Here is a 25,884-nt window from a genome sequence, read left to right on the forward strand (position 1 = left end):
CACGAGCCCGCCCGGGGCCGCGTGGCGCCGCCGCCCGGATCCGCGCCGCTGACCGAAGGAGGCTGAATGGTTCCCGCGAGGCCGCGCCGCTGCACCCTGGTGCTGCTCGCCGTGACCGCGAGCCTCTGCGCCGTCGCGGAGCTGGCCCTGCCGCTGGCGATCGGCCGCACGGTCGACGAGGTCTCCCGGCGCGGCGCCGGGCCGTGGCTCGCCGCGTCGGTGCTGCTGATCGCCGTGCTGGTGGTGGCCGACCCGATCCGTGACCTCGCCGCGGGGCTCGCGCCGGCGTACCGGACGGCCGAGCTCCGGCGCCGGCTCGTGCGGCACACGCTGAACCTCGGCGGCCGCGCCGGCTCGCCCGGCGACGTGGTGAGCCGCGTGATGACCGGGGCCGCCGACGCCGGGCAGGGCGGGGTCGCCCTCGTGCTCGCCGTGATCAGCACGGTCCCGGTGCTCGGGGCGGTCGCCGCGCTGGCGTACCTGGACGGGCGGCTCGTCGCCGGTTACCTCGCCGGCGCGGTCGTCGTCGCCGCCCTGCTGCGCCGCCACGTACGGGACACCTCCGGCACGGTGCTGCGCTACCAGCGGGCCCAGGCCGGCATCGCCGAGCGGCTGTCCGAGGCGATCGCGGGCAGCCGTACGATCGCCGCCGCCGCGACCGTGCCCACCGAGATCCGCCGCTGCCTGCGCCCGCTGCCCGAGCTCTCCGCCGAGGGCGTACGGACGTGGCACGTGCTCGCCCGGTCGGCCGGTCAGGGTGCGCTCACCGGGCCGCTGCTGCAGCTGTCGGTGGTGGCCATCGGCGGCTGGCTGCTCGCGGCCGGCCGGCTCACGCCCGGGGAACTGCTCGCAGCCATCCAGTACGGCGCCATGGGCGCGGGCATCGGCGGCCTGGTCGCCGGGTTCAGCCGGGTGGCCCGGGCCCGCGCCGGCGCGCGCCGGGTCGCCGAGATCCTGGACCGGCCCGCACCCCGCTACGGCCCGCGCCCGCTGCCGCCCGGCCCCGGCACCCTGATCTTCGAGAACGTCACCGCCCGGGTGGACGGGGAGCCAGTGCTGCGGGACGTGTCCCTGACCGTCCCCGGCGGCCGGCCCGTCGCCGTGGTGGGCCGCTCGGGCTCCGGGAAGTCGGTGCTCGCCTCGCTCGCCGCCCGGCTGACCGATCCGGACGAGGGCCGCGTGTGCCTGGACGGCGTACCGCTGACGGAGGTGTCCGCCGAGTCGCTGCGCCGCGAGATCGGCGTGGCGTTCGAGCGCCCGGTGCTGGTCGGTGCCACGGTCGGCGCCGCCGTGGCGCTCGGGCAGGAACGCCCGCAGCCGTACACGGTCGATGCCGCGCTGCGGGCGGCCCGCGCCGACACGTTCGTGTCCCGGCTGCCGCAGGGCATGGGTACGCCGCTCGCCGAGACACCCCTGTCGGGCGGCGAGGCGCAACGGCTCGGGCTGGCCCGCGCGTGGCACGCCCGGCGGTTGCTGGTCCTCGACGACGCGACGTCCAGCCTGGACACCGCCACCGAGGCGGAGATCCTGCGGTTGCTGACCGGCGAGTCGCGGCGTACGCACCTGATCGTGGCGCACCGCGCGGGTACGGCGGCGCGCTGCGCGAGCGTGGTGTGGCTGGACGCCGGCCGGATCCGTGCGGTCGCGCCGCACCGGGAACTGTGGCACGACCCGGACTACCGTGCCGTCTTCGGCGGTGATGCGGCGTGAGCCCGGACAGCGGTTCCACGGCGCGGGTCGCCGGGCGCGAGGCCGTCACCGTGCTGCGCCGGCACCGGCGTGCCGTGGGGAGCCTGCTCGCCTGGTCGGTGCCGGAGGCGGCGCCGGCCATGCTCACCGGGTTCGTCGTGGCGCGCGCGGTCGACCAGGGCTTCCTCGCCGGCCGGCCGTGGACGGGCACCGCCTGGCTGGCGCTGCTGGTGGCGGCCGCGGTCCTCGGCGCGTGGGGCGCCCGGAACACCCACCGGGCGGTGGCCGGGGTGGTCGAGCCGTTCCGCGACGACCTGACCCGCCGGGTGGTCACCGCCGGTGTGACCACGGCGGCCCGGCACGCCGGGACGCCCGCGACCGACGGCGCCGTGGCCCGCCTGACCAACCAGGTCGAGGGCGTACGGGACTCCTTCGCCGGCCTGATCCTCGTCTCGCGCGGCTTCGTGGTGACCGTGCTCGCCGCCCTGCTCGGCACCGCCTCCCTCGCGCCGTCCCTGCTGCTCCTGGTGGCCCCGCCGCTGCTGGGCAGCATGGCGTTGTTCGCCGTGGCGCTGCGCCGCGGAGTCCGCTGGCAGCGCGACTTCCTGTACGCCGGCGAGCAGCTCGCCGACCGTACGGCCGCCGTGACCGCCGCCGCCCGGGACGTGGCCGCCTGCCGTGCCGCCGACCGCGCCGCCCGGTACGCCGACGAGGCGATCGCCGCCCAGGCCCGGGCCGAGCGGGCGCTGGCCCGGCTCGCCGCCGTGCGGTCCCTCACCGTGGCCGTGGGCGGATGGCTGCCGCTGCTGGCCGTGCTCGCCGGGGCGACCCGGGTCACCGGCCACGGGCTGAGCACCGGGGCGCTGATCGGCGTGCTCACGTACCTGGCGCAGGTCGTGGTGCCGACGCTGGACATGTTCGTGCAGACGGTCGGCAGCGCCGGGCTCCGCTTCGTGATCACCCTGGACCGGCTCGTGCGGCGCATCGGGCCGGGCGACGCCGTCCCCGCCGACCCGCGTCCGTCCCTCCGGCGACCCGCCGGCTCCCGCCTCGAGCTGCGCGGGGTGACGTTCCGCTACGGCGCCGCGGCCCGGCCCGTGCTGCACGACTTCGGCCTGACCGTGCACGAGGCCGACCACCTCGCCGTCGTCGGGCCCAGCGGCGTCGGCAAGTCCACCCTGGCCGGTCTGCTGTGCGGGACGATCAGCCCGGACGACGGCGCGGTGCTGCTCGGCGGCGTACCGATCGAGCAGCTGGACCCCGCGGCGCGCGCCCGGCACCGGGTGCTGATCCCGCAGGAGGCGTACGTCTTCCCCGGAAGCGTGGCCGACAACCTGCGCTACCTGAACCCGGAGGCCGGCGAGCGGGAGCTGCTCGCGGCGGTCGACGTGCTCGGCGCCGGGGCGTTGCTGGAGCGGCTCGGCGGCCTCGCCGGTGAGGTCCGCCCGCGCGAGTTGTCCGCCGGCGAGCGGCAGCTGCTCACGCTGGTACGCGCGTACGTGGCACCGGCGCCGGTGGCCGTCCTCGACGAGGCGACCTGCCACCTGGACCCGGCGGCCGAGGAGCGCGTCGAGCGGGCGTTCGCCACCCGTGGCGCCCTGGTGGTGATCGCCCACCGGATCAGCTCGGCGATGCGCTCGCGGCGGGTGCTGCTGCTCGACGGCGACCGGGCGGTGCTCGGCGACCACCGGAGCCTGCAGGCGGTCAGCGCCCGCTACCGGGAGATGACCGGCTACTGGACCGCGACGTCAGAGCCAGCCGGCGCGCCGGGCCCGGTTGATGGCGTCGATCCGGCCGTCCGCGCCGATCTTCGCCGCGATGCCGGTCAGCCGGTTGCGCACCGTACCGGGTGACAGGAGAAGCTTGCGGGCGATCTCGTCCGGCGGCATCCCCTCCGCGGCCAGCGCCAGGATCTCCCGCTCGCGCTTCGTCAACGGGTTCGGCGGCCGGTCCAGCAGCGATGCGACGAGCTCGGGGTCGATCACCGCGCTGCCGTTCACGAGGCTGCGCAGCGCCGACAGCAGGTGGTCGAGCGAGGCCCGTTTCGTCACGAAGCCCACCCCGTCGAGGCGGTCGGGGTCGATCCGGGCGAGCACGTCGTGCCGGTCGGCCGAGAGCAACACCAGGACCTTCGACTCCGGTACGGCCCGGCGCACCGCGCGCGCGGTCACCAGCGGGTCGTCGTCGGCGTCGTCGAGGTCCAGCACCGTCACGTCGGGGCGTACGGGCAGCGACACCGTGTGCCGCCAGGCCGGCAGCTCGGCGACGACGTCCAGATCGTCCTGACCACGGAAGGCGGCGGCCAGGGCGCCGCGGTACAGCGGCGCATCCTGAACGACGGCGATGCGAATGCAATGGGAGCGCCCCGGCACCGCGCCATCGTGACACGCGGGAGATCCGCGACGCTGTCGCCGATCCGGCTCCGGGTGCGGCCGATCGGTCCGACAAAACCGGATGATCGGATCGAGGTGAGTCCATGAAGGTGGTTGCGTACGCCCTCAGCGGCGCAGCCCGTGCCGGCGGTGCACGGCCCTCTCCACCAGCGTCGCGGGCAGCACCCGGCGCAGAGCGAACACGGCCGGCGCGTTGCTGCCCACGGCGTACAGGGGTTTCGGCCGCGCCGCCTCGATCGCCCGGACGACGACCGCGGCCACCCGGCCGGCGCTGACACCGGCGTGCTCGTTGCGGTCCAGGGCGGCCAGCATCGTCTCGAAGTCGCGGCGGTGCACGGAATCCGGCGTCGTGTAGCGGGTGCGGCGTTCGCTGATGCCGGTGTTGATGGAGCCGGGCTCCACAGTGGTCAGCCAGACGCCGAACGGTGAGAGCTCGTGCCGGGCGCCGTCGCTGAACCCCTTGAGGGCGGCCTTCGTCGCGACGTACGACGAACGGTAGGCGAGCGGGAACGACGCCAGCATCGAGCCGACCATGACGACCCGGCCGTAGCCGCGCTGCCGCATGCCGGGCAGGGCCAGCTGGGTGAGGCGTACGGGCCCGAGCACGTTGACCTGGAACAGCCGGCGCAGCGCCTCACCGGGCAGCTCCTCGAACGGGCCGGACTGGCTCTCGCCGGCGTTGTTCACGAGCACGTCGACGTCGGCGACCCGGTCCGCGAGGGCTTCCACGGACTCGTCCGAGCCGAGGTCGAGCCGCAGGTATTCCACGCCTGCCGCTCGTTGCGAGGGATCGAGGACGTCCGGGTCGCGGCTCGTGCCGAGGACGCGGTAGCCGCGGGCGGCCAGCACGGCCGCGGTGGCCCGTCCGATGCCGGACGAGGCCCCGGTCACCAGGGCGGTGCGCTTCATCGACGCACCATACGCGCCCGCTATCGGCCGCGGTCCAGCCACTCGGCGAGCAGCGCGCGCTCCGTGCCGGTGAGCTGCGGCAATTCCGGTACGTACGCCCGGAAGGCGACGGCGGCCCCGGCGGCGTCGGCGGCGGGCAGGGCCGGGACATCGGTGAGGATCGCCCGCGTCACGGCGTCGTACATGGCGTCGGCGAGGCCGGGATCGCGCTGCTCGGGGGCGGTGGCGAGCAGGGTGAGCACCGCACCCGTGCCGGCGGCGTGGATGAGCTCGACGGCGCGGCGTTCCGGCACCCGCAGCCGGCCGATCGCGGCGACGCGGTGCACCCGGGCGCGCAGCACCTCGAGGCCCGCGGCGGCGGCCGGTGACGGTCCGCCGCGGGTGGGATCGGTGAGGAGGCCGAACAGGGCGGCGTTGGCGAGGCCGAACTCGATGTGCCGCTGCCATCCGGCGCGCAGGCCGGCGATCGGGTCGTCGTCGTCCCCGGCTGCCGACTTCGCCGCCACGTACGTGGCGAAGACGTGCTCGGCGACGGCGTCCAGCAGCGCATCCTTGTCCGCGAAGAAGCGGTAGATCGTCGGCGCCTGCATCCCGGCCGCCTGGGCGACCGCGCGGGTGGTGAGCGCGCCGGCCCCCTGCTCGCGGAGCAGTTGCGCCGCCGCCTCGACGATGTGGGTCCGCGTCTTCGGTCTGACCTCCGCCATGCTGCCAATGTTAACCGCCATTTGCTAACGCTGTTGCTAACGTTGGTAGCATGTTGCGCGATACGGCGTTAGCAAGGGAGAGATCATGATCATCGTTACCGGTGCGACCGGCCTGCTCGGCTCGCAGACCGTCGAACGGCTGCTGGAGCGTGTGCCGGCGCGGGACGTCGGCGTCAGCGTCCGGAATCCCGATCGCGCGGCCGGGCTGGCCGCACGGGGCGTCCGCGTCCGGCGCGGCGACTTCACGGCTCCCGCGTCCCTGCCCGAGGCGTTCGAGGGCGCGACGCAGGTCCTCATCGTCTCCGCCGACCGGACCGGCGAGGCGGCGGTCGCCCAGCACGCCGCAGCGATCGACGCGGCCGTCGCGGCCGGGGCCCGCCGCATCCTCTACACGAGCCACCAGGGCGCGGGGGAGCACTCGCGCTTCGAGCCGATGCCCGACCACGCCGCGACCGAGCGCTACCTCGCGAAGGCGGGCGTCGCCTTCACGTCGCTGCGTAACGGGTTCTACGCCGCCACGGTCCCCCGCCTGCTCGGCCGGGCGCTCGAGACCGGCGAGCTGGCCGCGCCCGCCGACGGCCCGGTCTCCTGGACGGCCCACGCCGACCTTGCCGAGGCGGCGGCGATCACGCTCGCCGAGGAGGGGCGATACGACGGTCCGACGCCGCCGCTGACCGCACCGCAGGCCCTCGACCTGGCGGACGTCGCGGCGATCCTCGGCGAGCTCACCGGCCGTACCGTGCGCCGCGTCGTCGTGGACGACGACGAATGGGTGGCGGGGCTGGTCGGGCACGGGGTGCCGCAGGAGCAGGCCACGATGCTGCTCGGCATGTTCCACGCCTCCCGGCGTGGCGAGTTCGCGGCCACCGGCCCGGAGCTGGAGAAGCTGCTCGAGCGTCCGGCCACCACGCTGCGAGCCGTGCTGGCGGCGACCCGGGCGTGAGGTGCGGGGCACCCGGTGCGGCGGTGCCGACGCGCAGGCCCCCGGGCGGCCCGGCGCAGGGTGGAGAAGTGGGGGCTGGTGGCGGCCGGCCCGGAGGTCTGCCGCCGGGAGGTGCCGGCAGCGGAATCCCTTCTGTTGACAAGCCGTAAACATAGAAGTAAAGCTATGTTACCGTTCACATCGAGCGGTTCCCGGCAGTGAAAGGCAGACCATTGGGTTCTCGCTCGTCATGGCGGACATTCCTCGCCGCGGCCGCCATTGCCGCGGCCGTCGTGCTCTCCCCGGCATCGGCCAAGGCGGCCGGCACGCTGCCCTGCGACATCTATGCGAGCGGCGGCACGCCCTGCGTCGCCGCGCACAGCACCACCCGCGCGCTCTTCGGTTCGTACTCCGGGTCGCTCTATCAGGTGCGCCGCTGGTCGGACAATGCGACCGCAAACGTGGGCGTCCTCGGCGCGGGCGGGTACGCGAACGCCGCGGCGCAGGACTCGTTCTGCTCGGGCACGTACTGCACGATCATCCGCATCTACGACCAGACGTCGCGGCACAACGACCTGACGATCGCGCCGGGCGGGGGTGCCAACCCCACCGCCGACCAGGGCGCCAACGCGGCGGCGCTGCCCGTCACCGCCGGCGGCCACAAGGTGTACGGCGTCTACATCTCGGCGGGCAACGGCTACCGCAACAACGCCACGAACGGCGTCGCCACCGGCAGCCAGCCCGAAGGCATGTACATGGTCACCGAGGGCACGCACGTCAACGACCGCTGCTGCTTCGACTACGGCAACGCCGAGACGAACAACCTGGACACCGGCAACGGCGACATGGATGCCATCTACTTCGGCAACCTCTGCTGGTTCTCGCCGTGCTCGGGCGGCCCGCGCGTCGCGGCGGACCTCGAGAACGGGCTGTTCGCCGGCGGCAACGGCTCCTGGACCGCCAACACCGGGCGCAACAGCGCGTTCGTGACGGCGGTCCTGAAGAACAACGGCACCTCCACGTACGCCATCAAGGACGGCAACGCCCAGTCCGGCGGCCTCGCCACCCGGTACGACGGCGCGCTGCCCAGCCAGTCGGGCTACCGGCCGATGACCAAGCAGGGCGCGATCATCCTGGGCATCGGCGGTGACAACAGCAACGGCTCGGTCGGCTCGTTCTTCGAGGGTGTGATGACCAGCGGGTACCCCGGCGACGCCACCGAGAACGCCGTGCAGGCCAACATCGTCTCCGTCGGTTACGGCAAGAACGTGTCCTTCCCGGTGAACGGGGCGACGTACCGGCTCACGAACCTGGTGAGCGGCAAGGTCCTCGACGCCGTCAACTGCGGCACCGCCAACGGCACCCAGATCGACGTCTGGCAGTCCCTGGGCAACACCTGCCAGCAGTGGCGGTTCACCAGCGTCGGCCCCAACAAGTGGACTGTCACGAACGTGAACGCGGGCAAGGTGCTCGACGCGGTCAACTGCGGCCAGGCCCTGGGCACCGCGGTCAACCTGTGGCAGTCGCTCGGCAACACCTGCCAGCAGTGGGCCGTCATCCCCGCCGGCAACGGCCGCTACGAGCTCGTCGTGGAGAACAGCGGCATGGTCCTCGACGACCAGAACTGCGGCACGGCGAACGGCACCAAGGCGCAACTCTGGATGTGGCTCAACAACACCTGCCAGCTCTGGTCCATCGCACCCTGACAGGCGACGGTTCTTGACCCTGACACAGGGGGAGACGGCACTCTGACTTCCGGCGGCGCGCCCGCGTCGCCGGAACAGGGGGTGGCGACATGATGGAGATCAGCCTGCGCGACGTGCCCGAGCAGCACGTCGTGTCGGAGACCCGTACGGTCGATCAGGCCGGGCTGGAGGCCTGGCTGCCCGGGGCGATGGCCCGGGTCGCGGACCGGGCCCGGGCGGCCGGCGGCCTGCTCGGCACCGACGACTGGCCGTTCCTCGGCCGGACCGGCGGGCCCGGCGAGCCGGTGTTCATCACCGTCTACGAGGGCAACCCCAACGACGGGCCCACGCCGGTCGAGGTCTGCGCGACGGTCGCCGCCGGCGGTGACCGGACCATTCCGGCACACCGCGAGGCGTACGCCCGCATCACCAAGTCCCAGGTCACCCGCGGCGAGCTGGGCGGCGTGTACGAGGCGATCGAGAAGTGGATCACCGAGAACGGGCTCGCCGTGGCCCGCGCCCCGCGCGAGACCTACTGGACCGACTTCCCCTCCGCCGGGCCCGATGACGAGGTCTTCGACGTCGCGTTCCCGGTGACCTGACGCTGTGAGGCCATGATCTCGCGGATACCGTACGGGCATGGCCGATCATCGGATGCTCGTCGTCGCGCACCGGGCCGGCAACACCGTCGACGGCCTGCGGGCGGCGCTCGCCTCGAACGCGGACCTCGTCGAAGCCGATGTGCACCTCTACCGTGGCGCCCTCGAGATGCGGCACAGCCGCACGCTCGGCCCGCGCCTCTACTGGGACAGGTCGAGCGGTGTGACCCGGCGGCGCGACGTGGTGGTGCCGGAGCTCGAGGAGATCCTCGCGGTCGCGGACGGTGACCCGCGGCTGCTGCTGGACCTGAAGGGCCGGTCCCTGGCCGTCGCCGCCCGCGTCGCCGAGACGCTGCGTGCCCGCCGGCCCGGCGTCCCGGTGGCGGTGTGCACGAAGGAGTGGCCGATGCTGGACGCCTTCGCCGGCGACGCGAACGTCCGCCGCATCCTGTCCGTCGCCAACGCGGTGCAGCTCGCCCGGCTGCGGGCCCGCCTGCGCGGCGAGCGCGTGGACGGCGTCTCGATCCGGCTGCGGCTGCTGACCGCCTCCGTGGTGGCCGAGCTGCGCCGGGCCACCGACCTCGTGCTGGCCTGGCCGGTCGACTCGCCGGCCGCGCTGGCCCGCGCCGAGCGCCTCGGCGTCACCGGGGTGGTCACGAAGAACGTGTGACGGTGGCGGCGATCCGGCTGATGGCTGCCACCGACATGTCCACGTCCGCCTCCGTCGTGGCGTGGCCGGACACCGAGATCCGCATCAGCCGGCGGCCGCGCCACGTGGTGCCGCCCAGCCAGCAGGTGCCGTCCAGCTGCACCGCTTCGATGATCCGGTCGGTACGCGCGTCGTCGCCGAAGCCGACCAGCACCTGGTTGAGCACCACCTCGTTGACCACCTCGAAGCCGGCGGCGGCCAGCCCGTCGGCGAACCGGCGTGCCAGCCGGCAGCACCGCTCGACCAGGTCGCCCACCCCCTCGGCGCCCAGCTCCCGCAACGCCGCCCAGACGGCGAAGCCCCGCGCCCGTCGCGACGATTCCGCGGTGTAGTCGGCGCCGCCGGAACCCGCCCCGGAGCCGACCAGGTACGCGGCCGCGTACGACATCGCCGCCACCTGCACCTCGGGACGGGAGCAGAACGCGAACGCGCTGTCGTACGGCACATTGAGCCACTTGTGCCCGTCGCAACCCCATGAATCGGCCCGCTCCACGCCGTCGACCAGGTGGCGGGTGCCCGGATGCGCGGCCGCCCACAGCCCGAAGGCGCCGTCGACGTGCGCCCATCCGCCGTACCGGTGCACCAGGTCGCAGGCCGTGCGCAGGTCGTCGCAGGCGCCGGTGTTGACGTTGCCCGCCTGCAGGCACACGATCGCGGGCACGCCCGGCTCCAGGGCCAGCACCCGGGCGAGATCGCCGGCGTCGAGGGCGCCGCCGGCGTCGGCCACGACCGGCTCGATGACGTCCGACCCGAGCCCCAGCAGCCGCAGCGACCGGTCCACCGTGGCGTGCCGCTCGGCGCCGGCGATCACCCGCAGCCGTGGCGCCCCCGGCAGGCCGCGGCGCTCGACGTCCCAGCCGGCCTCGGCCAGCAGGTGGTGGCGGGCCGCGGCCAGACCCACCGTGTTCGCCGCCTGCGCCCCGGTGACGAACCCGGCCGACGCGGTTGCCGGCAGGCCGAGCAGCTCCTTGAGCCAGCCGCCGGCCACCTCCTCGGCCGCGATGGCGGCCGGCGACAGCACGGCGTTGAACGCGCACTGGTCCCAGCCGGCCGCCAGGATGTCCGCCGCGGTGGCGGCCGGCAGCGCGCCGCCGATGACGAAACCGAAGAAGCGCGGCCCGGCGGTGGCCACGAGACCTCCGTCGGCCGCCGCGAGCAGGTCGGTGAGGACCTCGTCGGCCGGTGACCCGTACGCCGGCAGCGGCCCGCCGAACGCAGCCCGGACCTCGGCGGCGTCACGCGTGGCGCGTACGGGGCGTTCGGCCAGCGATGCGCGGTACCGGGCGGCCTCGGCGGCGGCCCGGTGCAGAAGTTCGCCCAGTTCGTCCATGGCACGACCGTACGCATAGTCATAGGCTTCGATGAAACCCCCATGCCCCCGCGCCGAGGAGAGGTCATGAAGCTGGTGCTCAGGTTCCTGATGGCGATGGTCGTGACGGCGGCGGCCGTGGCGCTGGGGTTCGCCGGCCCGGCGGCGGCGACCGGTCATCCCCGGTTCGACGCGCTCGTGTTCTCCAAGACGGCGGCGTTCCGGCACGACTCGATCCCGGCCGCCGTCGCCGCGATCCGGCAGCTCGGCGCCCAGTACCGGTTCCGGGTCGACGCGACCGAGGACGCCGCCGCGTTCACCGACGCCAACCTCGCCCGCTACGACGTCGTGATCTGGCTGAGCACCACCGGCGACGTGCTGAACGACGAGCAGCAGGCCGCCTTCGAGCGCTACATCCGCGCCGGCGGGGGCTACGCGGGCATCCACGCCGCGTCCGACACCGAGTACGACTGGCCCTGGTACGGCGGGCTCGTCGGGGCGTACTTCCGCGACCACCCGGGCGCGGTCAACGACCAGTTCCAGGTGGCCACGGTGAAGGTCCTCACCCGCGGAACCGCCGCCACGTGGCCGCTGCCGCGCCGCTGGCAGCGCGAGGAGGAGTGGTACAACTTCCGGACCAACCCGCGCGGCACCGTACGCGTCCTCGCCGAGGTGGACGAGAGCACCTACGACCCGCGCGGCTACAGCGAACCGGGCGGCTCACCCGGCATGGGCCCGCACCACCCGATCTCCTGGTGCCAGCCGTACGACGGCGGCCGAGCCTTCTACACCGCGATGGGACACAAGGCCGAGTACTACGCCGAGCCGCTGCTGCGGGCGCACATCCTCGGCGGCATCGAGATGGCGGCCGGCGCGGCCCGGTTCCCCTGCGGCCACGAGGACTGACGGCCGACGAGCTACCGCGGGTACCACAACGGCCCGGTATCTCGCCGTGGCCGCCGTTCGAGTGACGGGTCGGCCAGCCTGCGCCTCGGCGCCCCTGAGCCGCCGTTACGGTGCCGCCATGGACATCCCCGGACGTGCCGTACGCGCCTGCCTGGCCCTCGTCCTCGCCGGTGCCCTGACGGCCTGCCGCACCGAGGAGCCGGCCGTCACCCACGATCGGGCCTCCACCGTCTACGCCTCGGTCGTCACCCGGATCTACGGCACTCCGGCCCAGCGGCGAGCCGCCGACGAGCGGGCCTGGAAGCTCACGCAGATCGCGGCGGGGGAGTGCCGCCGCCGCGCCGGCATCGACTACCCGGCAAGGGGGTTCACGCCGGTCAGCGAGCGCACGTACGTCGCCCCGGGCGACCTCCTCGGGTTCGCCCCCGCCCGCGCGGACTTCGACATCGCCGGCCAGCTGGAGCTGCTCGTGCTGAAGGCCGTGAACGCCGAGCACTACGCCAGGTGGATGGCCAGGACCAAGCGCGGATCCGGGCCCGCCTGGGTGGCGGCCCAGCGCTGCGAGGCGACGGCGACGGCGACGACCGCCCGGCTCGCCCCCGAAGGTCAGGAGCACCTTGCCGCCGCCCTGGTCGCGGAGCTCAGCCGGGTCCAGGCAGCGGCCGCGCCGATGCTGCCGGCCGACTACCGCAACTGCCTGCACGCCCAAGGCTTCGACGCGGCCGGCCTGCCGGCCCTGCAGGCCCGGGTGGAGCAGGCGTTCCCCGCGGTGCCGGTGGGAGCCAGGACCGTCCCGGCCCGCCTGCCCGGCTGGCCGGACGCCGTCACCGTCGAACGCCGGGCGGCCGCCGCCGACGCCCGCTGCCGGGCGCGCGAAGCCGGCGCCGTGATGGAGGCCGCGCTGCCGCGCCTGACGACGTTCGCGGCCACGCACACCGAGGCGCTCGGCGAGATGAGCGCCGGGTGGTCCCGCATCGAGGTCGAGGCCCGGGAGCTGCGGTTCCCCGACTGAGGCGGGCTCAGCCTCGACGGCATCGTGGCGCTGTTCGAGCCCGATGCCGTCGTCGCCGGCCCGGGCGGCGACGGCGTCGTCGCCGGCCATGAGGCCATCCGTGCCGAGTACGCCGCCGTCCTCGCCCGTCGCCCGCACTTCAGCGTGGGCAACCGGCAACCGGCCATGATCTCCGGCGACCTCGCGCTGACCAGCACCTGGTTCGACGACGAGGACGGCGGCGCAGCGGCCGAGGTGGCCCGGCGCCAACCGGACGGCACCTGGCTCTGGGTGATCGACAAGGGGCAGATCCGCGGCCCTATCCGCTGATGAGCGCGAGCACGTCGTCGGTCGCCCGCACGTCGCCGAAGCTGCGGTAGACCGTGTGCAGCGTGGCGTTGTGGACCTCGTCGCGCGGAGCGGACGTCGCGTCCGCCACCATGACGACCCGATACCCGAGCGTGCTGGCGTCGCGCGCCGACGACTCGCAGCACACGTTGGTCACAGTCCCGGTGATCAGCACCGTGCCGATGCCGCGCTCGCGCAGCAGCGCCGGCAGCGGGGAGAAGCCGGGAAAGAAGGCGCTCGCAGCGGTCTTCTCGATCAGGAGATCAGCGTCGTGCACCACGAACTCATGCCACAGCCGGGACCGCAGTGGCCCCTCGCCACCGCTGCGGGAGAACATGCCGGCGATCTCGGGGCCGAAGAACTCCCGGGCGAGCGGTGACGGCTCGACGGTGCCGGGCAGCACCCAGACCACGAGACCGCCGGCTGCCCGCAGCGCATCCGCGAGCCGCGCGATGTTCGGCACGATGCCGTACGTGTACTCGTTCTCCTCCACGAAGAACGGCACCATGTCGACGACCACCAGCGCGGTCCGTGCCGGTACGAGCGACGTGAAGGCGTGCCGGCGACCGCGTCGGGCTTCCTGGCGCTCGTACTCCCGCTGCTCGATCTTCCAGGCGTGCACTCGGCGCTTCATCGGGCCGCCGGTTGGTCCCAGCCCTCCTGCGGGGTGGCGCAGGTGCCGCGGAAGACGTACTGCGAGGGCAGTTTGCGCTGCTCACTGGTCCAGTCGATCGGGGGCCGCCGCTGCTCCTCGGGCAGATAGCCCAGACGGTAGACGGCCATCAGTTCGAGGTCGTCCGGCACCCGGAGCAGGCGGACGATCTCGTCCCAGCGCCCGGGCACCTCCATCGGGAAGGAGATGAACTGGATGCCCATGCCGAGCTCCACGGTCGTGAGCCAGACGTTCTCCATCGCCGCGCCCATGCTGAACACCGAATAGAAAGAGGACAACTCTCCGGGCCGGTACTCCGATCGGTCGAGCATCACGCCGAGCAGCAGCGGGGAGCCCGCAACGAGTTTGCGGTTCTCCTCACCGAGGCTCTGCGGCACGCGCAGGGCGTTCATGAGTTTCTGTCCCCGGGAGGTGAACACCTGACCGGTGAAGGGGCGCAGCGGCGCGGGCAGCCGGTCGAACAGCATCCCGTCGCGACGCCGTTCCATCTCCTCCCTGCTGAAGCGGAAGTACGGCTTGTACCGCTCGAAGAACGTCCCGTTGGACATCGCCGCGGTCATGCTCTCCCCGCTGATCCGCGCGATGGCCTCGATCGTCGGCCGCTCCTCCACGATCACGAACCGCCACGGCTGGCTGTTCAGCTGCGACGGGGCGCGCCCCGCCACCTCCATCAGGAGTCGCTGGTGCTCCTCGGAGACCGGGTCGGGCAGGAAAGGACCGTTGGTCGTCTTACGGCGGCGCACCACATCGAGAAACTCCATCAGCGTCTCCTCCAGGTCAGAACGAGGGCGGTGGCGAACGCGGGCGCCGCCGACCCGGCGAGGACGGCATGCCGGCGAAGCCGCCCTCCGGCGTACGGCAGCGCGACGAGCGGACCGACCGCGGGCAGCAGCGCGAGGCCGGCGCCCCGGCGCTCGACAGCACTGGCGGCCAGCGCGACGGCGGTCAGCGAGGAGGTCGCGACATACAGCGCATGGTGCACCCAGCGGATACGCCGATTGTCGATCGCCCCCACGGCGACGGCCGTGCCGAAGGCGACGTTGCTCGCGTAGCTCAGGGCCGCGGCGGTGATCAGAGCCGTCGCCCGTCCGCTCATGGGTGCGCCCTCTCGTGGGTCAGCAGGAGGCGCTGCGGGAACATCGGCCGCACGCGCCATCCCGGCGGAACGACCGCTTGCAGTTCCCGCTGCCGGTAACTGCGGCGAATGGAGAGCAACCCGTCCTGATGGATGAACGAACCACGGGCGAACGGCAGCGTGGCGACGGCATACAGGCCGTAACCGGCCCGCCCCCGCGACAAGTCATTGTGGATGACCAGATGACGCGACAGCGCCGTGCTGTCCGCCAGCAAGGCCTCGAGCTCCGCCTTGTCGAGGTGATGCAGCAGATGGTTCGACACCACCAGGTCGTACCGTTCACCCCGCGCGACCAGATCCGCACTCGACGCCCGCTCGAAGCGAACCCCGCAATCCGGCAGCCCGCGCACATGACGAAGCGCGCGCTCGTCCGGGTCGACAGCCGTGGTCCGCAGCACCAGCCCGTCCCGGGCCGCCCACCCGGCGATGGAACGAGCGATGTCCCCGCCACCGAAGCCGACGTCCAGCAGCGTCGTGGGCCGCTCGGCGTCGAGACGCGGCCGGATCCACCGCCGGTAGATGCGCCGCCAGCCGGACACGAGCCGGTTGATGGTGCGGAACTGCTGATACGTCCGTTCCAGCCGGTCAGGATCGCAGTCGGGAAAGTCCATGAACTCCCGCGCCTCGGAGTCTCGCCGGGCGAACCTCGCACGCGTCATGCCACCATCAACCCGCGTCCCCCTCACCGCCCCCATCCTGCGCTGCCGCCGGCTGGTTCGCACCCCGGCGTACTCCGCAGAAGCGACGCCCCTGCGACGAGAAGCCGGTCAGCCCGCGAGGTGGCCGGTGTCGCCAAGCGTGAGGACGTGGCGGTTGTGGAAGTAGTCGTCCTCGTGCAGCGTGGTGATGTTGCCCGAGGCGGCCCGGAAATTGACGTACCCGAGCGAATCGATCGGCATCCCGATCCACGACGTCAGGACGAAGGTGACGGCAAAGCCGTGGGTCACGACGATCTGATGGTCGCAAGGATCTTCCAGAACGGTGTCCATGGCCGCATAGATCCGCTTCGCGAACGCTGCCTTGGTCTCAGCGCCCGGCACACCTTCGTGGTGGCCCATCCGGTCCCCGTCCGCCGGCGGCGGGCGGAATCGCTCGTCCAGCCACTCCTGGGGCCTGCCCTCGGCATCGCCGTAGGACTTCTCCCGAAGCCGGCTGTCCAGGATCGGCTCGACGTCGAACACGTCGGCGATTGTCGCGGCGGTCTGCGCGGTACGTTGCAGATCAGAGGAGAACAGCCGCACCTTCGCCGTCGGAGGAATCCTGTTCCGCAACGCCTGCGCGATCAAGAGGGCGGCGTGCTCGCCGGCCGGGGTCAGGCGCGAGTCGTGCCACCCACCGACCGTCCTCTCGACGTGGTGGGTCGCTTCCGGATGAGCGATGACATGGACGGTACGCAAGACCCGCGCCCTTCCTTCCGTCCGCCGGGATGCTGATGCCCGGGAAGCGTAACGGGGCGTCGGTCCGGGCGGAGACCCTGGCACGATCAACCGATGTCGAAGACGGATGGGGTTGTGGTCGTGGCGGTATGTGGTTCTCCCGGAGCGGGGAAGACCACCGTCGCAGCCGCAACAGCACACCATCTGGGGGTGCCGTTCTTGACGCGGGATGCGATCAAAACCGGTCTCGCTCTGTCCGCGGCTCGCGTGGCAGAGAACGGTACCGTGCACCTCGGCCCTGACTTCCACATCGCCGGCGGTCCCCTGAGCCGCCGCGCCGAGGCGGTGATGATCGACGCGGCGCGGCTTCTGGCCTCCTCCCGGGTGAGTTTCGTCGTGGAATCCTCGGTGCTGCCCAAAGAGCTGCTCGATGCGCTGCGCGACTGCCAGGCTCGAGTTCTCGCCCTGCACGTGGTCGCCGACAAAGCAGTGATCGGCAACCGGCTGCGGGGTCGCGCGTCGGGCGGGTCAGCCGTGGACCAACAGCTCGCAGCGCTGTTCGCCCGAGGTGAGATGGACCCGTTGATCTTCCGTCCGCCGTCCGGGGTGGACGCCGTCACAACGGTCGACACCTCGACCGGCGAGGAGCCGCCGGTCCAGATCATCGAGCAAGCGTTCATGACGTTGCTGACCTCGACTCGCGCGACCGGAAGCCAGGGTCCCGGACGCACGCCGACCTGACCGGGCCCGCCGGCCTCGGCGACCCTGCCATCCGGCGCGGCCAAGCACCTACGACAGCAGGGAGTCCTCCGGGCCGTGGCTGCCGGCCGGGTACTCCAGCAGCGGCACCGCTCCCTTGCGCCAGGCGGACAGCACCGGGTCCACGATCCGCCAGCACTGCTCGGCGGTGTCGCCGCGGACCGACAGGCTCGGGTCGTCGTCGAGGACTCCGCGCAGCACCTCCCCGTACGCGGCCAGCTCGCCGGGACCGAATTCGGCATCGAGGGTCACCGGGTCGATCTCGAACGGGTCACCGGGGCCGTTGATGTTGAGGTCCAGGGCGAGCCGGTCGGGACCGAAACCGATCCGGAGCCGGTCCGGCCGGTCGTAGCCGGTCAGCCCGTCGGGTACGCGGGCGGGCTGCTTGAACGTGATGACGGCTTCCTTGCGGGTCGCGCTCATCGCCTTGCCGGAGCGCAGCCGGAACGGCACTCCCGCCCAGCGCCAGGTGTCGACCGCCAGCACCACCTCCGCGAGGGTCTCCGTACCCCGGCTCTCCTCAACCCCCGCCTCGTCCGCGTACGCGGGAAGGCGGCGACCGTCGATCTCGCCCGCCGTGTACCGCGCCCGGCGGCTGCAGGCCTGCACGTCGTCGTGCCACAACCGGGTGGCGCGCAGCACCTGGGCCTTGCGGTCGCGCAGCTCGCGCGCGTCGACGGACGGGGGAGCGTCCATGGTGAGCAGCGCGAGCACCTGCAGCAGGTGGCTCTGCACCATGTCGACGAGCGCACCGGCGGTGTCGTAGTAGCCGGCCCTGCCCTCCAGGCCCAGGCTCTCGTCGAAGACGATGTCGACGCTCGCCACGTGCTCGGCGTTCAGCACCGGTTCGAACAGCCGGTTCGCGAACCGCAGGCCCAGAATGTTGAGCACGGTCGACTTGCCCAGGAAGTGGTCGACCCGGTGGATCTGATCCTCCGGTACGAGCGTGGCCAGCAGCTTGTTGAGCGCTTCGGCGCTGGCGGCGTCGACGCCGAACGGCTTCTCGAGCACCAGCCGCGTACCCTCGGGCATTGTGACCCCGGTCAGCGCCTGGCAGGCCTTCGCGGTGATCGCCGGCGGCAGCGCGAAGAAGATGATCACCTGCCCCCGGCAGGCGGCGAGCAGCCGCTCGAGGTCCTCCCGCCGGGTGACGTCGGCCTGGAGGTAACGCGTGCTCTGCACCGTGGCCGTCACCTGCGGGCCGGTCGCCGACGAGAAGGCCTCCGTCACCCGCTGACGCCAGTGCTCGTCGGTCCAGTCGTCCTTGCCGCTGCCCACGAGGAACAGCTTGTCGTCGGGACTCTCGGCCAGCAGGCCGCCCAGCCCCGGCAGCAACAGGCGTGCGGTGAGATCGCCGCTGGCGCCCAGCACCAGCAAAGTCTGTTCGTTGTCGGCCGATGCCACGGATTGCGTCGTCATGACCCGGACCATCCCCCGCCCACGACGTCGCTAACCGTCCCGGCGGCGGCCGGCGCTCGACGGTTCCGTCCGTCACGCTGCCCGGCGGCGCAGGCCGTCGACTATGAGGGTGACGGCGCCGTCCGCGTCCGCCCGGGAGCCCGGTCGGCCGCAGGCCCCGCAGATGCCCTGCAAGGCCATCAGCACGGCGCCGGCTCCGACGTCGTCACGGATGGTGCCTTCCTGTACGCCTGCGTCCAGCAGCTCGGTGATGACCAGGCCGAGCTCCCGGCCGCCGTCGGCGAGGGTGCCTGAGCGGGTGGTCATGAGGGTCTCGAGCGTACGAGCCAGGCCCTCGTGGGCCTGCAGATGATGCACGAAGTCGCGCAGGAAGGCCTCCAGCGCCTCTGACGCGGGGAGTGTGGCCTTCACCTCGCGGGCGTGCGCGCACATCGCGGTGATCTCTTCGCGGTAGACCGCCTCGGCCAGCGCCTCCCGGGTGGGGAAGTGCCGGTAGAGGGTGCCCGTCCCGACGCCGGCCAGCCGTGCGAAGTCGTCGAAGCGAAGGTCGAAGCAGCCGTTGGAGAACAGCTCACGGGCCTTGGCGAGCAGGGCCTCGCGGTTGCGCCGGGCGTCGGCGCGCAGCGGCTTGGCGGCGGTCACCAGCAGCCTCCTTTGACAAGCGGAAACCGTCTCCATATTTTGTAACCGGAGACAGTCTCCGATTTTAGCCGCCCACGAGGTGCGCATGAAGATTCTGATGTTCGGCCGGGGTGTGATCGCCGCGGCGTACGGATGGGCGCTGGAACGGGCCGGGCACGAGGTCGAGTTCTACGTACGCCCCGGCAGGGCGGCGACGTACGGAAACGTGATCGATCTCGAACTGCTCGACGCGCGGCGCCGGTGGCGAGGGCAGCGCGTCACCGAGAAGTGGCCGGTGCGCTACCGCGAATCACTGGAGCCGGACCACGACTTCGATCTGATCGTGCTGAGCGTGCAGCACCACGACTTCGCCGAGGCCGCCTCCTTCCTGGGACCCCGCGTGGGCGACGCCACGGTGCTCGTCTTCAACAACCTGTGGGTCGAGCCGCCGGCCGCGATCGGCGCCCTTCCGGCCGAGCAGGTGGCCTGGGGCTTCCCCGGCGCCGGTGGCGGCTTCGGCGACGACGGCGTCCTACGGGCGGCCCTGCTGCCCCTGGTCTACTTCGGCACCCTCGACGGGCCGCCGACCGAGCGTCAGCAGGCCGTGCGCGCGGCGTTCCGCCAGGCCGGGTTCAAACTCCGGGAGAGCGCCGACTTCCGGGGCTGGCTGTGGATCCACTTCGTCCAGAACGCGGGCTTGCACACCCAGAGCCTGAAGCTGGGCTCCCTCACCGGGCTGGCGGGAGAACCGCGCCACGTACGCGAAGCGATCCTCGCCACCCGCGAACTCCTGCCCCTCCTCGAAGCCCGCGGCGTCGACCTGCGACAGCACCGCGGCGAGCTCCTGCCGTTCACAGCGCCCGTCTGGCTGACGGCGCCGGCGCTCGCCTGGCTCTTCGCCCACTTCCCGCCGATGCGTACGGTGATGGAGGCTCACGCCAACCCCGAGGAACTGCGCTCCGTCTGCCGCGACACCTTGGCCGAAGCGCGCCGCCTGGGCGTGTCCGCGCCGCGACTGGAGGCAGCCGAGCGCTATTTCAGCGCCGAGAACCGCGCGTAGCCTTTCGAAGCCCGCGGCTTGACCCTTCGACTCGAGAGGTGGGTCGCCACAGCTCTGCGGTGCGGCCGGCAAGCCCGACGACAATGCCGGCGAGTCGGCTATGCCACGAAGCGGGAACGGCGTCGGCGTCCGATCAGGTAGCCGGCGCCGCCGAGGAGGAGAAGCGCACCGCCGATGCCGGCCACGGTCCCGGCGGCGGCACCGGTCACGGGCAGCCCACCGTCCTCGCCGCCGGAAGACCCACCGCTACCACCGCCATCGCCGACGGTGGCGCTCGGGCCGGCGGAGGAAGTCGGGGTGGGTGCACCGGTCGTGGCGCCGGGCGTGACGCTCGGCGTCGGCGTGGGCTGAGACGCGCAGTCAAGCGCACGTGCGGCATACAGACCGTCGTTCAGGTAAGCCAGGAACGCGTCGACGGTCCCGTCGTCGAGCACCTTCTGCGCGGCGGCCCGCACGTTGGTGCCCGCGCCCGTCAACGTCCGGACCACGGAGACTCGCAGACCGGTCAACCAGGCCGTCTGCACGCCCGTCCTGAGGAACGCCCGCAGCTCATCCGGCGTGCCGTCCATCCGCGCCTGCAGGGCGTCAGGCAGAACGGGCAACGAGTCGGCCTCCGCCGCGGCCAGGATCTGGTTGGCCAGCACCCGCACCTCCGTATCGGTGGCGGTGTCGAGGTCGAGGGTCACAAGCTGGCGAACATCCTTGTACGCCTCACGCTCCACCGTTTGACAGGCCGCGTTGAGCCCGGGCGTTCCCGGCTGAGCCGCCGCCGGTGCCGCCGGGATCAACAACGCCAGCGCCACGACGACGCCGGCCGAAATCCTGTGTCGCATGTGGGTCTTCCCCCCGTTGCAGTCCGAAGCATCGAGATACTAGCGGCCATCGGCAAGAAGGCCACCGGGCTGCCTTGCCGGACCTCACACCGATGGCGCCTCGGGGCACACCGCAGCGCGCCAGGCGCGGGACGGCTACGTTCGTCGATGCGACCCCAGCGGTCCGGAAAGCACGTCCTCGTCGTCGTTGACCCGTACAAAACTGATCCCGTTGGCTCCTTCGACGAAGCTCGGCACGAGCATGCGTCTGCCCGGCCCCTTCTCCGCTACATCGCGTGACGGCTTGCCGCGAGACCGCCGCGTACGGTCGGCGGCAGGAGCGGACGGCCGTAACTCGCGCGGGTCCGGTGAGGTAGCACTCGACCTGTTCGCGGAATGCGCCGCCCCTCTCGGCTGCCGCTGGTCGGACCAGCCCGGCGGGAGAGTGGCGTACGGGGCCGTGAGGCCCCGGCTTCCGCCGTTACCAGGCGACTACGCCCTGGTTGCTCGGCTGGAGTGAGCCGATCTGCAGGCGCTTCATGGTGATGTCGCTGTCCTCCGGGTTGGGGAAGCCCTCCAGGTGGGCGACGTCACCGTCGGTGGAGGCCTCGAGGTTGAAGCGCAGGGTGTTGCCGGCACCGCAAGACGAGTCGCCCTTGTCGCAGGCGGTCCACTTGATGCCGGCCCATGCGCTTCCGCCCGGCCGCAACGTGATCTTGACCGGTTTGCCGGGCTGGTTCACCTGGCTGCTCTTGACCGGCACGACCTCGTCGGCGGCGTTGACCAGCGAGATCGCGGCCCAGCCCTCGACCGTGCAGCTGTTCTTCTTCTTGTTGCTGAGGGTGACCAACCCCCGGTGGGTCTGGGTGGTGTCGCCTTGCGGCTGCCAGGTGACGACCGCGGTGAGATCGCGGGTCCGGCAGACGGGTGCGGCGGTCGTCGTCCTGGTGCTCGTGGTCTTCGTGTCCCCGGTCTTCGAGTTGCTGGTTGTGGTGCCGGTGGTTGTGGTGCTGCCTGCGCCTGCACCCGCCGGAGCACTGCTGGTCGACGTGGTCGTGGCGGGCGCCGACGTTGCGGTGGAGGGCGCGTCGCACGCACCGAGGAACACGGCGGCGGCGGCAATCGCGGGCACGGCCAGGAGCATCGGGCGCATCGGTTCGATCCTTCGGGAGAGCGGATGTGGTGCCGCTCAATCTGCCGTGCCCGTGCCCCGCGAAACCCCTGACCTTCACGCACTGGCACAAACGAATGACGTTGTGAAATCAGTGTCAAGCCGGGCGCCACCGGCTCGGTCGTGCCGATCCGGCCCGGCTGGGGCGGCTCGCGGTGCGACAGCCGCCGGCGGCGTGCGGCACCAGGTCCCACGCGGCCTCGGCGTGCGCCGCCAAAGCGAGACCGCCGTCCTCGTCGTCCTGGTCGACCCGGACCGTCCGGATGAGCACGGCCGCGATCAGCCAGGTGGTGCCGAACGAGTACGCCGCGACCACCGCCACCGCCAGCGCTTGCCGCCCACGCGAGCCGCCGGTCACTGTTGCGGTGGCGAGCAACCCGATCAGGATTGTCCCCACGAACCCGCCGGCCCCGTGCACCCTGGCCCCGTGGGGCACGTCGGCGGAGCCCCGACGCTGTGGGTGACCGAACGCGGTGGCCGAACCAACCCGCCATGCCCTGGGGCTGTCGGGGCGCCGACGTCGACGCCCCCTATCGGATGGGTCTTCCGCTCCCACCGTAAGCGGTGCAACGCAAACGGCCCGTTACCGGTGGTCCGGTAGCGAGCCGCTGAGCTGCACAAACTGTGGTGGGCGATACTGGGATCGAACCAGTGACCTCTTCCGTGTCAAGGAAGCGCGCTCCCGCTGCGCCAATCGCCCTCGATCTTGATGCCGAGGTGGAGACGGGATTTGAACCCGTGTACACGGCTTTGCAGGCCGTTGCCTCGCCTCTCGGCCACTCCACCGAGCTGACCCCGCACGTAACCTGTGGCGGCCTCTCCGAGCGGACGACGGGATTCGAACCCGCGACCCTCACCTTGGCAAGGTGATGCGCTACCAGCTGCGCTACGTCCGCTTGTCCTTCCGGGTTCCCCCGGCGACGGATGAAACATTAGCGGGTCCGCCCGCGCCTTGCCAAACCGGGGTCCCCCGGCGCGTCGCGTTCGGTCCGCAGCTCGGTGCCTTCGGCCGCGTCGGTGCAGGTCAGAGGCGCGGGCGCGAGGGAAGGCCGCAAAAGGTGCAGATGGGTGAAGGGCCAGCTCAGGGCCGTATCGCTCGGAAGTTATCCACAGGCCGGAGAAACAACCGAGCGGGCACCCGGCCCTTCCGGGTTGGATGGGGCCCATGGAGATCCGACAGGTCACCGCCGACGAGCGCACCGGCACGATGTTCCCGCTGCAGGCGTACGGGTTCATGCCCTCGCCCTGGACCGACGCCGAGCGTGAGACGTACGCCCGCCGGATGATGTATTACCGCACCGCGACCAGCCTCATCGCCGAGGAGGACGGGCAGACGCTCGCCGGAGCCGCCGCGTTCCCGATGCGGCAGAACGTGCGGGGCGTGGTTCATGACATGGCCGGCGTCGCCTCCGTCACGAGCCATCCATCGGCTCGGCGGCGGGGGTTCGTGCGGGAGCTCCTGACGCGGCTCATGGGGCAGATGCGTGAGCAGGGGTGTGCCGTCAGCGCGCTCTATCCGTTCCGGCCCTCCTTCTACGGACGCCTGGGATACGTGGGTGTTCCGCGCGTGCGCACCGTGACCTTCGCTCCCGAAGGGCTGTCAGGCCTGCTCAGGGCCGATCTGCCGGGTGAGGTGGAGCGGGTGCACATGACGGAGGGGTTCGACGACTTCAACGCGCTGACGCTGCGGCTGCTGGAAGAACGGCACGGCTTCTCGGTGTACGACGAGACGCGGACGGCTGAGTTCCGGGAGAGTCCGTCGCGGTGGGTGGCCATCGCTCGCGTAGCGGGTGAGGTGGTCGGTGCCGTGATCTACCGGATCGACGAATACGGCGGAGATCTGGTCGCCGACGACCTGCTCACGACGGGGCCGATGGGCCGCGCTCTGTTGCTGCAATTCTTCGCCCGGCACGTCGACCAGGTGGCCCGCGTCCGGCTGAAGACAGGTACGGACGAGGTGCCCGAGCTGTGGGGCACGGACTTCGCCGTCGTCACGGAGGGCCGCGTGGAGTACCCGCGCATGGGCGGCCCGATGGTGCGCCTGCTGTCGATCGACGCGCTGAACGGCCTGCATGCCGGGGCGGAGGCAGGCGTCACCGTCGAGGTGGTGGACGACGAGCTGCTGGCCGGGCGTTACCGCCTCACCGGCGAGGCCGGCTCCCTCACCGTGGAGGTGACCGGGGACGAGCCCCAGGCCACGCTGACGTGCCAGGGGATCTCGGCGCTGGCGTACGGCGTGCTGGATCCGGTCGAGGTGGTGATACGCGGGTTCGGCCGGGTGGAGGCGCCGGCGGCGGAGGCGCTCGGCGCGCTGTTCCCGAAGAAGATGCCGTACCTGTTCGCGGACTTCTGACATGAGCGCCCGGCGGTCAGACGGCGGCGGGCAGGCCGGCGGTGCTGAAGGCGCGGCCGTCCTCGGTCACCGCGGCGGATTCGTAGCCGTCCGGCACCAGTTTGGCGAGCCAGCCGATGCCCGGTTCGCCCATGGCGAGGGCGGCTGTCGCGTACGCGTCGGCGATGGCGAGGTCCGGACCCACGACCGTGACCGAGCGCAGCCCTCGCGCCGGCTTGCCCGAGCGGGGGTTCACCACGTGGTCGCCGCGCTCGTAGGTGCCCGAGGTCGCCACCGCGCAGTCCGTGACCGACAGGACCCAGCTCAGCTTGTCGGCCTCCCACGGGTGCCGGATGCCCACCCGCCAGGGCTTGCCGGAGGCGGCCAGCCCCCGCACGCGGATGTCACCGCCCGCGTTGACGCAGTGGCGCACCGAGCCCGCGTCGGCCAGGCGCGCGGACGCGAGCTCCACGGACCAGCCCTTGACGTAACCGGAGGGGTCGAGCGGGCCGGTCGCGTACGCGTCGAAGTAGCCGTCGGTCTCGCGCCACAGGTCGGCGCACGCCTCCAGGACGTGCCGCATGTCCGGCGAGCATTCCTCGAGCGTGAGCTCCTGGCGGCGGAAGCGGCTGACCTCGCTGTCGTCGCGGTACGTGCTGAAGCGGCGGTCCACCTCGTGCAGCCACGCGCACACGTCGGCGATCATCGTCTCCAGCGTCGCCGGGGGCAGCTCGTCGGCGAGGTCGATGCTGACGACCGTACCCATCACATGCTCGACGTGGTGCATGGGCGCAATCTACGCGTTGGCGTCGTCGATCGCGGCCTGGAGCGACTTGACGTACGACTCGCTGGTGAACGTGGCGCCCGAGACCGCGTTGACCTCGGCGCTCTGCGCCTTCAGCGTCTCCTGCTTGAGAGCCGAGACCGCCGGCGGGTTGATCGTGGCGCTCTCGCCGGTCGTCGGGTACGTGGCGTCCGCCGCCGTGATCTTCCCGCCCTGGACCTTGATCGAGACCTGGATCGTGCCGTACGGGTTCCGGACCGCCGCGCCCTTGTAGACGCCGTCCTTCAGCCCGCTTCCGCCCGCCTCGCCCGACGAGGAGCCGGCGTCGCCGGACGACGAGCCCGCGTCGTCCGCGTCATCGTCGGCGTCCTTCTTCGCCGGCTTCTTCGAGGACGGCTTCTTAATCGGGCCGGGCGTGGCATCCTGACCGGATCCGGCCAGGTCGACGGCGGGCGGCGCGGCCGTCGGCACGGCCGGCGCGGACACGCTGAGGCGTACGCCCACGATCAGGGCGGCGCCGGTCAACGTCCCAACGGCTGCTGCGGTGCTGCGTCGCATGAAAACTCCCGGGCTACGGA

Annotated in this window: 28 protein-coding genes and 3 tRNA genes; 12 read left to right on the forward strand and 19 right to left on the reverse strand. The window is 72.3% G+C overall.

Annotated features, from left to right (window positions below; all coding sequences use genetic code 11):
• Positions 1 to 66 precede the first annotated feature (66 nt).
• Entirely contained in the window at positions 67 to 1,710 is a 1,644-nt protein-coding gene (locus COUCH_RS09780; RefSeq protein WP_249611743.1) for an ABC transporter ATP-binding protein, read from the forward strand.
• Positions 1,707 to 3,542: an ATP-binding cassette domain-containing protein gene (locus COUCH_RS09785; protein WP_249611744.1), complete on the forward strand. Its 1,836-nt coding sequence runs from the start codon at positions 1,707 to 1,709 to the stop codon at positions 3,540 to 3,542. The genes COUCH_RS09780 and COUCH_RS09785 overlap by 4 nt, the downstream gene beginning before the upstream one ends.
• Here the strand turns inward: COUCH_RS09785 and COUCH_RS09790 are convergent.
• From COUCH_RS09790 to COUCH_RS09800, 3 genes are all read right to left on the reverse strand, one after another.
• Entirely contained in the window at positions 3,438 to 4,061 is a 624-nt protein-coding gene (locus COUCH_RS09790) for a response regulator transcription factor (protein ID WP_249611745.1), read from the reverse strand. The genes COUCH_RS09785 and COUCH_RS09790 overlap by 105 nt on opposite strands.
• Before the next feature lie 126 nt (positions 4,062 to 4,187).
• Entirely contained in the window at positions 4,188 to 4,991 is an 804-nt protein-coding gene (locus COUCH_RS09795) for an SDR family oxidoreductase (RefSeq protein WP_249611746.1), read from the reverse strand.
• A gap of 20 nt (positions 4,992 to 5,011) precedes the next feature.
• Positions 5,012 to 5,695 (reverse strand): TetR/AcrR family transcriptional regulator, encoded by a 684-nt coding sequence (locus COUCH_RS09800; RefSeq protein ID WP_249611747.1) that lies wholly within the window; start codon positions 5,693 to 5,695, stop codon positions 5,012 to 5,014.
• A gap of 85 nt (positions 5,696 to 5,780) precedes the next feature.
• Between COUCH_RS09800 and COUCH_RS09805 the strand changes: the two genes are divergently transcribed.
• From COUCH_RS09805 to COUCH_RS09820, 4 genes are all read left to right on the forward strand, one after another.
• Positions 5,781 to 6,638 (forward strand): NAD(P)H-binding protein, encoded by an 858-nt coding sequence (locus COUCH_RS09805; RefSeq protein ID WP_249611748.1) that lies wholly within the window; start codon positions 5,781 to 5,783, stop codon positions 6,636 to 6,638.
• A gap of 212 nt (positions 6,639 to 6,850) precedes the next feature.
• Complete coding sequence (locus tag COUCH_RS09810; RefSeq protein ID WP_249611749.1) at positions 6,851 to 8,323, forward strand: arabinofuranosidase catalytic domain-containing protein; 1,473 nt, start codon at positions 6,851 to 6,853, stop codon at positions 8,321 to 8,323.
• A gap of 89 nt (positions 8,324 to 8,412) precedes the next feature.
• Positions 8,413 to 8,904, forward strand: a complete 492-nt coding sequence (locus tag COUCH_RS09815) for a GyrI-like domain-containing protein (protein ID WP_249611750.1) — start codon at positions 8,413 to 8,415, stop codon at positions 8,902 to 8,904.
• 37 nt (positions 8,905 to 8,941) lie between these two features.
• On the forward strand, positions 8,942 to 9,571 hold the full coding sequence (locus COUCH_RS09820) for a glycerophosphodiester phosphodiesterase (protein WP_249611751.1): 630 nt from the start codon (positions 8,942 to 8,944) through the stop codon (positions 9,569 to 9,571).
• On the opposite strand, the gene COUCH_RS09825 is transcribed toward COUCH_RS09820, so the two are convergent.
• Positions 9,555 to 10,940, reverse strand: a complete 1,386-nt coding sequence (locus COUCH_RS09825) for a pyridoxal phosphate-dependent decarboxylase family protein (protein ID WP_249611752.1) — start codon at positions 10,938 to 10,940, stop codon at positions 9,555 to 9,557. The two genes, COUCH_RS09820 and COUCH_RS09825, sit on opposite strands and share 17 nt — an antisense overlap.
• Positions 10,941 to 11,006: 66 nt before the next feature.
• On the opposite strand from COUCH_RS09825, the gene COUCH_RS09830 reads away from it, so the two are divergent.
• The 3 genes from COUCH_RS09830 (at position 11,007) to COUCH_RS09840 (ending at position 13,146) form a co-directional block, all read left to right on the forward strand.
• Positions 11,007 to 11,825 carry a ThuA domain-containing protein gene (locus COUCH_RS09830; protein ID WP_346015976.1) on the forward strand — a complete coding sequence of 273 codons (819 nt, stop codon included), beginning with the start codon at positions 11,007 to 11,009 and terminating at the stop codon, positions 11,823 to 11,825.
• Between the two features lie 118 nt (positions 11,826 to 11,943).
• On the forward strand, positions 11,944 to 12,837 hold the full coding sequence (locus COUCH_RS09835) for a hypothetical protein (protein ID WP_249611753.1): 894 nt from the start codon (positions 11,944 to 11,946) through the stop codon (positions 12,835 to 12,837).
• Between the two features lie 24 nt (positions 12,838 to 12,861).
• On the forward strand, positions 12,862 to 13,146 hold the full coding sequence (locus COUCH_RS09840; protein WP_249611754.1) for a YybH family protein: 285 nt from the start codon (positions 12,862 to 12,864) through the stop codon (positions 13,144 to 13,146).
• Here the strand turns inward: COUCH_RS09840 and COUCH_RS09845 are convergent.
• The 5 genes from COUCH_RS09845 to COUCH_RS09865 form a co-directional block, all read right to left on the reverse strand.
• Positions 13,136 to 13,786, reverse strand: a complete 651-nt coding sequence (locus COUCH_RS09845; protein ID WP_249611755.1) for an isochorismatase family cysteine hydrolase — start codon at positions 13,784 to 13,786, stop codon at positions 13,136 to 13,138. The two genes, COUCH_RS09840 and COUCH_RS09845, sit on opposite strands and share 11 nt — an antisense overlap.
• Before the next feature lie 8 nt (positions 13,787 to 13,794).
• Positions 13,795 to 14,598 carry a nitroreductase family protein gene (locus COUCH_RS09850; RefSeq protein WP_249611756.1) on the reverse strand — a complete coding sequence of 268 codons (804 nt, stop codon included), beginning with the start codon at positions 14,596 to 14,598 and terminating at the stop codon, positions 13,795 to 13,797.
• Positions 14,598 to 14,933 (reverse strand): hypothetical protein, encoded by a 336-nt coding sequence (locus COUCH_RS09855; RefSeq protein ID WP_249611757.1) that lies wholly within the window; start codon positions 14,931 to 14,933, stop codon positions 14,598 to 14,600. The genes COUCH_RS09850 and COUCH_RS09855 overlap by 1 nt, the downstream gene beginning before the upstream one ends.
• Positions 14,930 to 15,667, reverse strand: coding sequence for a methyltransferase domain-containing protein (locus tag COUCH_RS09860; RefSeq protein ID WP_346016003.1), 738 nt, complete (start codon positions 15,665 to 15,667; stop codon positions 14,930 to 14,932). The genes COUCH_RS09855 and COUCH_RS09860 overlap by 4 nt, the downstream gene beginning before the upstream one ends.
• 72 nt (positions 15,668 to 15,739) lie before the next feature.
• Complete coding sequence (locus tag COUCH_RS09865) at positions 15,740 to 16,369, reverse strand: histidine phosphatase family protein (RefSeq protein ID WP_249611759.1); 630 nt, start codon at positions 16,367 to 16,369, stop codon at positions 15,740 to 15,742.
• A gap of 93 nt (positions 16,370 to 16,462) precedes the next feature.
• Between COUCH_RS09865 and COUCH_RS09870 the strand changes: the two genes are divergently transcribed.
• Positions 16,463 to 17,089: an AAA family ATPase gene (locus tag COUCH_RS09870; RefSeq protein ID WP_249611760.1), complete on the forward strand. Its 627-nt coding sequence runs from the start codon at positions 16,463 to 16,465 to the stop codon at positions 17,087 to 17,089.
• 48 nt (positions 17,090 to 17,137) lie between these two features.
• Here the strand turns inward: COUCH_RS09870 and COUCH_RS09875 are convergent, their stop codons facing one another.
• Both COUCH_RS09875 and COUCH_RS09880 read right to left on the reverse strand, forming a co-directional pair.
• Positions 17,138 to 18,526, reverse strand: a complete 1,389-nt coding sequence (locus COUCH_RS09875) for a glucose-6-phosphate dehydrogenase (RefSeq protein ID WP_249611761.1) — start codon at positions 18,524 to 18,526, stop codon at positions 17,138 to 17,140.
• Between the two features lie 72 nt (positions 18,527 to 18,598).
• Complete coding sequence (locus tag COUCH_RS09880) at positions 18,599 to 19,168, reverse strand: TetR/AcrR family transcriptional regulator (RefSeq protein ID WP_249611762.1); 570 nt, start codon at positions 19,166 to 19,168, stop codon at positions 18,599 to 18,601.
• An 85-nt stretch (positions 19,169 to 19,253) separates the two neighbouring features.
• On the opposite strand from COUCH_RS09880, the gene COUCH_RS09885 reads away from it, so the two are divergent.
• The gene (locus COUCH_RS09885; RefSeq protein WP_249611763.1) at positions 19,254 to 20,207 is read left to right on the forward strand and encodes a ketopantoate reductase family protein; all 954 of its coding nucleotides are present in this window, start codon (positions 19,254 to 19,256) and stop codon (positions 20,205 to 20,207) included.
• A gap of 98 nt (positions 20,208 to 20,305) precedes the next feature.
• Here COUCH_RS09885 and COUCH_RS09890 read toward each other — a convergent pair whose 3' ends face one another.
• The 6 genes from COUCH_RS09890 to COUCH_RS09915 all read right to left on the reverse strand — a co-directional run bounded on the left by COUCH_RS09890 (position 20,306) and on the right by COUCH_RS09915 (position 23,086).
• On the reverse strand, positions 20,306 to 21,040 hold the full coding sequence (locus tag COUCH_RS09890) for an LPXTG cell wall anchor domain-containing protein (protein WP_249611764.1): 735 nt from the start codon (positions 21,038 to 21,040) through the stop codon (positions 20,306 to 20,308).
• A gap of 460 nt (positions 21,041 to 21,500) precedes the next feature.
• On the reverse strand, positions 21,501 to 22,172 hold the full coding sequence (locus tag COUCH_RS09895) for a DUF4232 domain-containing protein (protein WP_249611765.1): 672 nt from the start codon (positions 22,170 to 22,172) through the stop codon (positions 21,501 to 21,503).
• Positions 22,173 to 22,287: 115 nt separating this feature from the next.
• A complete protein-coding gene (locus COUCH_RS09900) occupies positions 22,288 to 22,746 on the reverse strand; it encodes a hypothetical protein (RefSeq protein ID WP_346015977.1) in 459 nt (152 codons plus the stop codon).
• Between the two features lie 69 nt (positions 22,747 to 22,815).
• A tRNA-Val gene (locus COUCH_RS09905) sits at positions 22,816 to 22,890 on the reverse strand.
• Positions 22,891 to 22,905: 15 nt separating this feature from the next.
• A tRNA-Cys gene (locus COUCH_RS09910) sits at positions 22,906 to 22,976 on the reverse strand.
• A gap of 37 nt (positions 22,977 to 23,013) precedes the next feature.
• Positions 23,014 to 23,086, reverse strand: a tRNA-Gly gene (locus tag COUCH_RS09915).
• Positions 23,087 to 23,355: 269 nt separating this feature from the next.
• Between COUCH_RS09915 and COUCH_RS09920 the strand changes: the two genes are divergently transcribed.
• Entirely contained in the window at positions 23,356 to 24,543 is a 1,188-nt protein-coding gene (locus COUCH_RS09920) for a GNAT family N-acetyltransferase (protein ID WP_249611767.1), read from the forward strand.
• Between the two features lie 16 nt (positions 24,544 to 24,559).
• Here COUCH_RS09920 and COUCH_RS09925 read toward each other — a convergent pair whose 3' ends face one another.
• Together COUCH_RS09925 and COUCH_RS09930 are read right to left on the reverse strand one after the other, a co-directional pair.
• Positions 24,560 to 25,309: an FAD:protein FMN transferase gene (locus tag COUCH_RS09925; RefSeq protein ID WP_249611768.1), complete on the reverse strand. Its 750-nt coding sequence runs from the start codon at positions 25,307 to 25,309 to the stop codon at positions 24,560 to 24,562.
• A 9-nt stretch (positions 25,310 to 25,318) separates the two neighbouring features.
• On the reverse strand, positions 25,319 to 25,864 hold the full coding sequence (locus COUCH_RS09930) for an FMN-binding protein (RefSeq protein ID WP_249611769.1): 546 nt from the start codon (positions 25,862 to 25,864) through the stop codon (positions 25,319 to 25,321).
• Between the last annotated feature and the right edge of the window lie 20 nt (positions 25,865 to 25,884).

Origin of the sequence: Couchioplanes caeruleus (genome assembly GCF_023499255.1) — a bacterium.
Lineage (GTDB): Bacteria > Actinomycetota > Actinomycetes > Mycobacteriales > Micromonosporaceae > Actinoplanes > Actinoplanes caeruleus_A.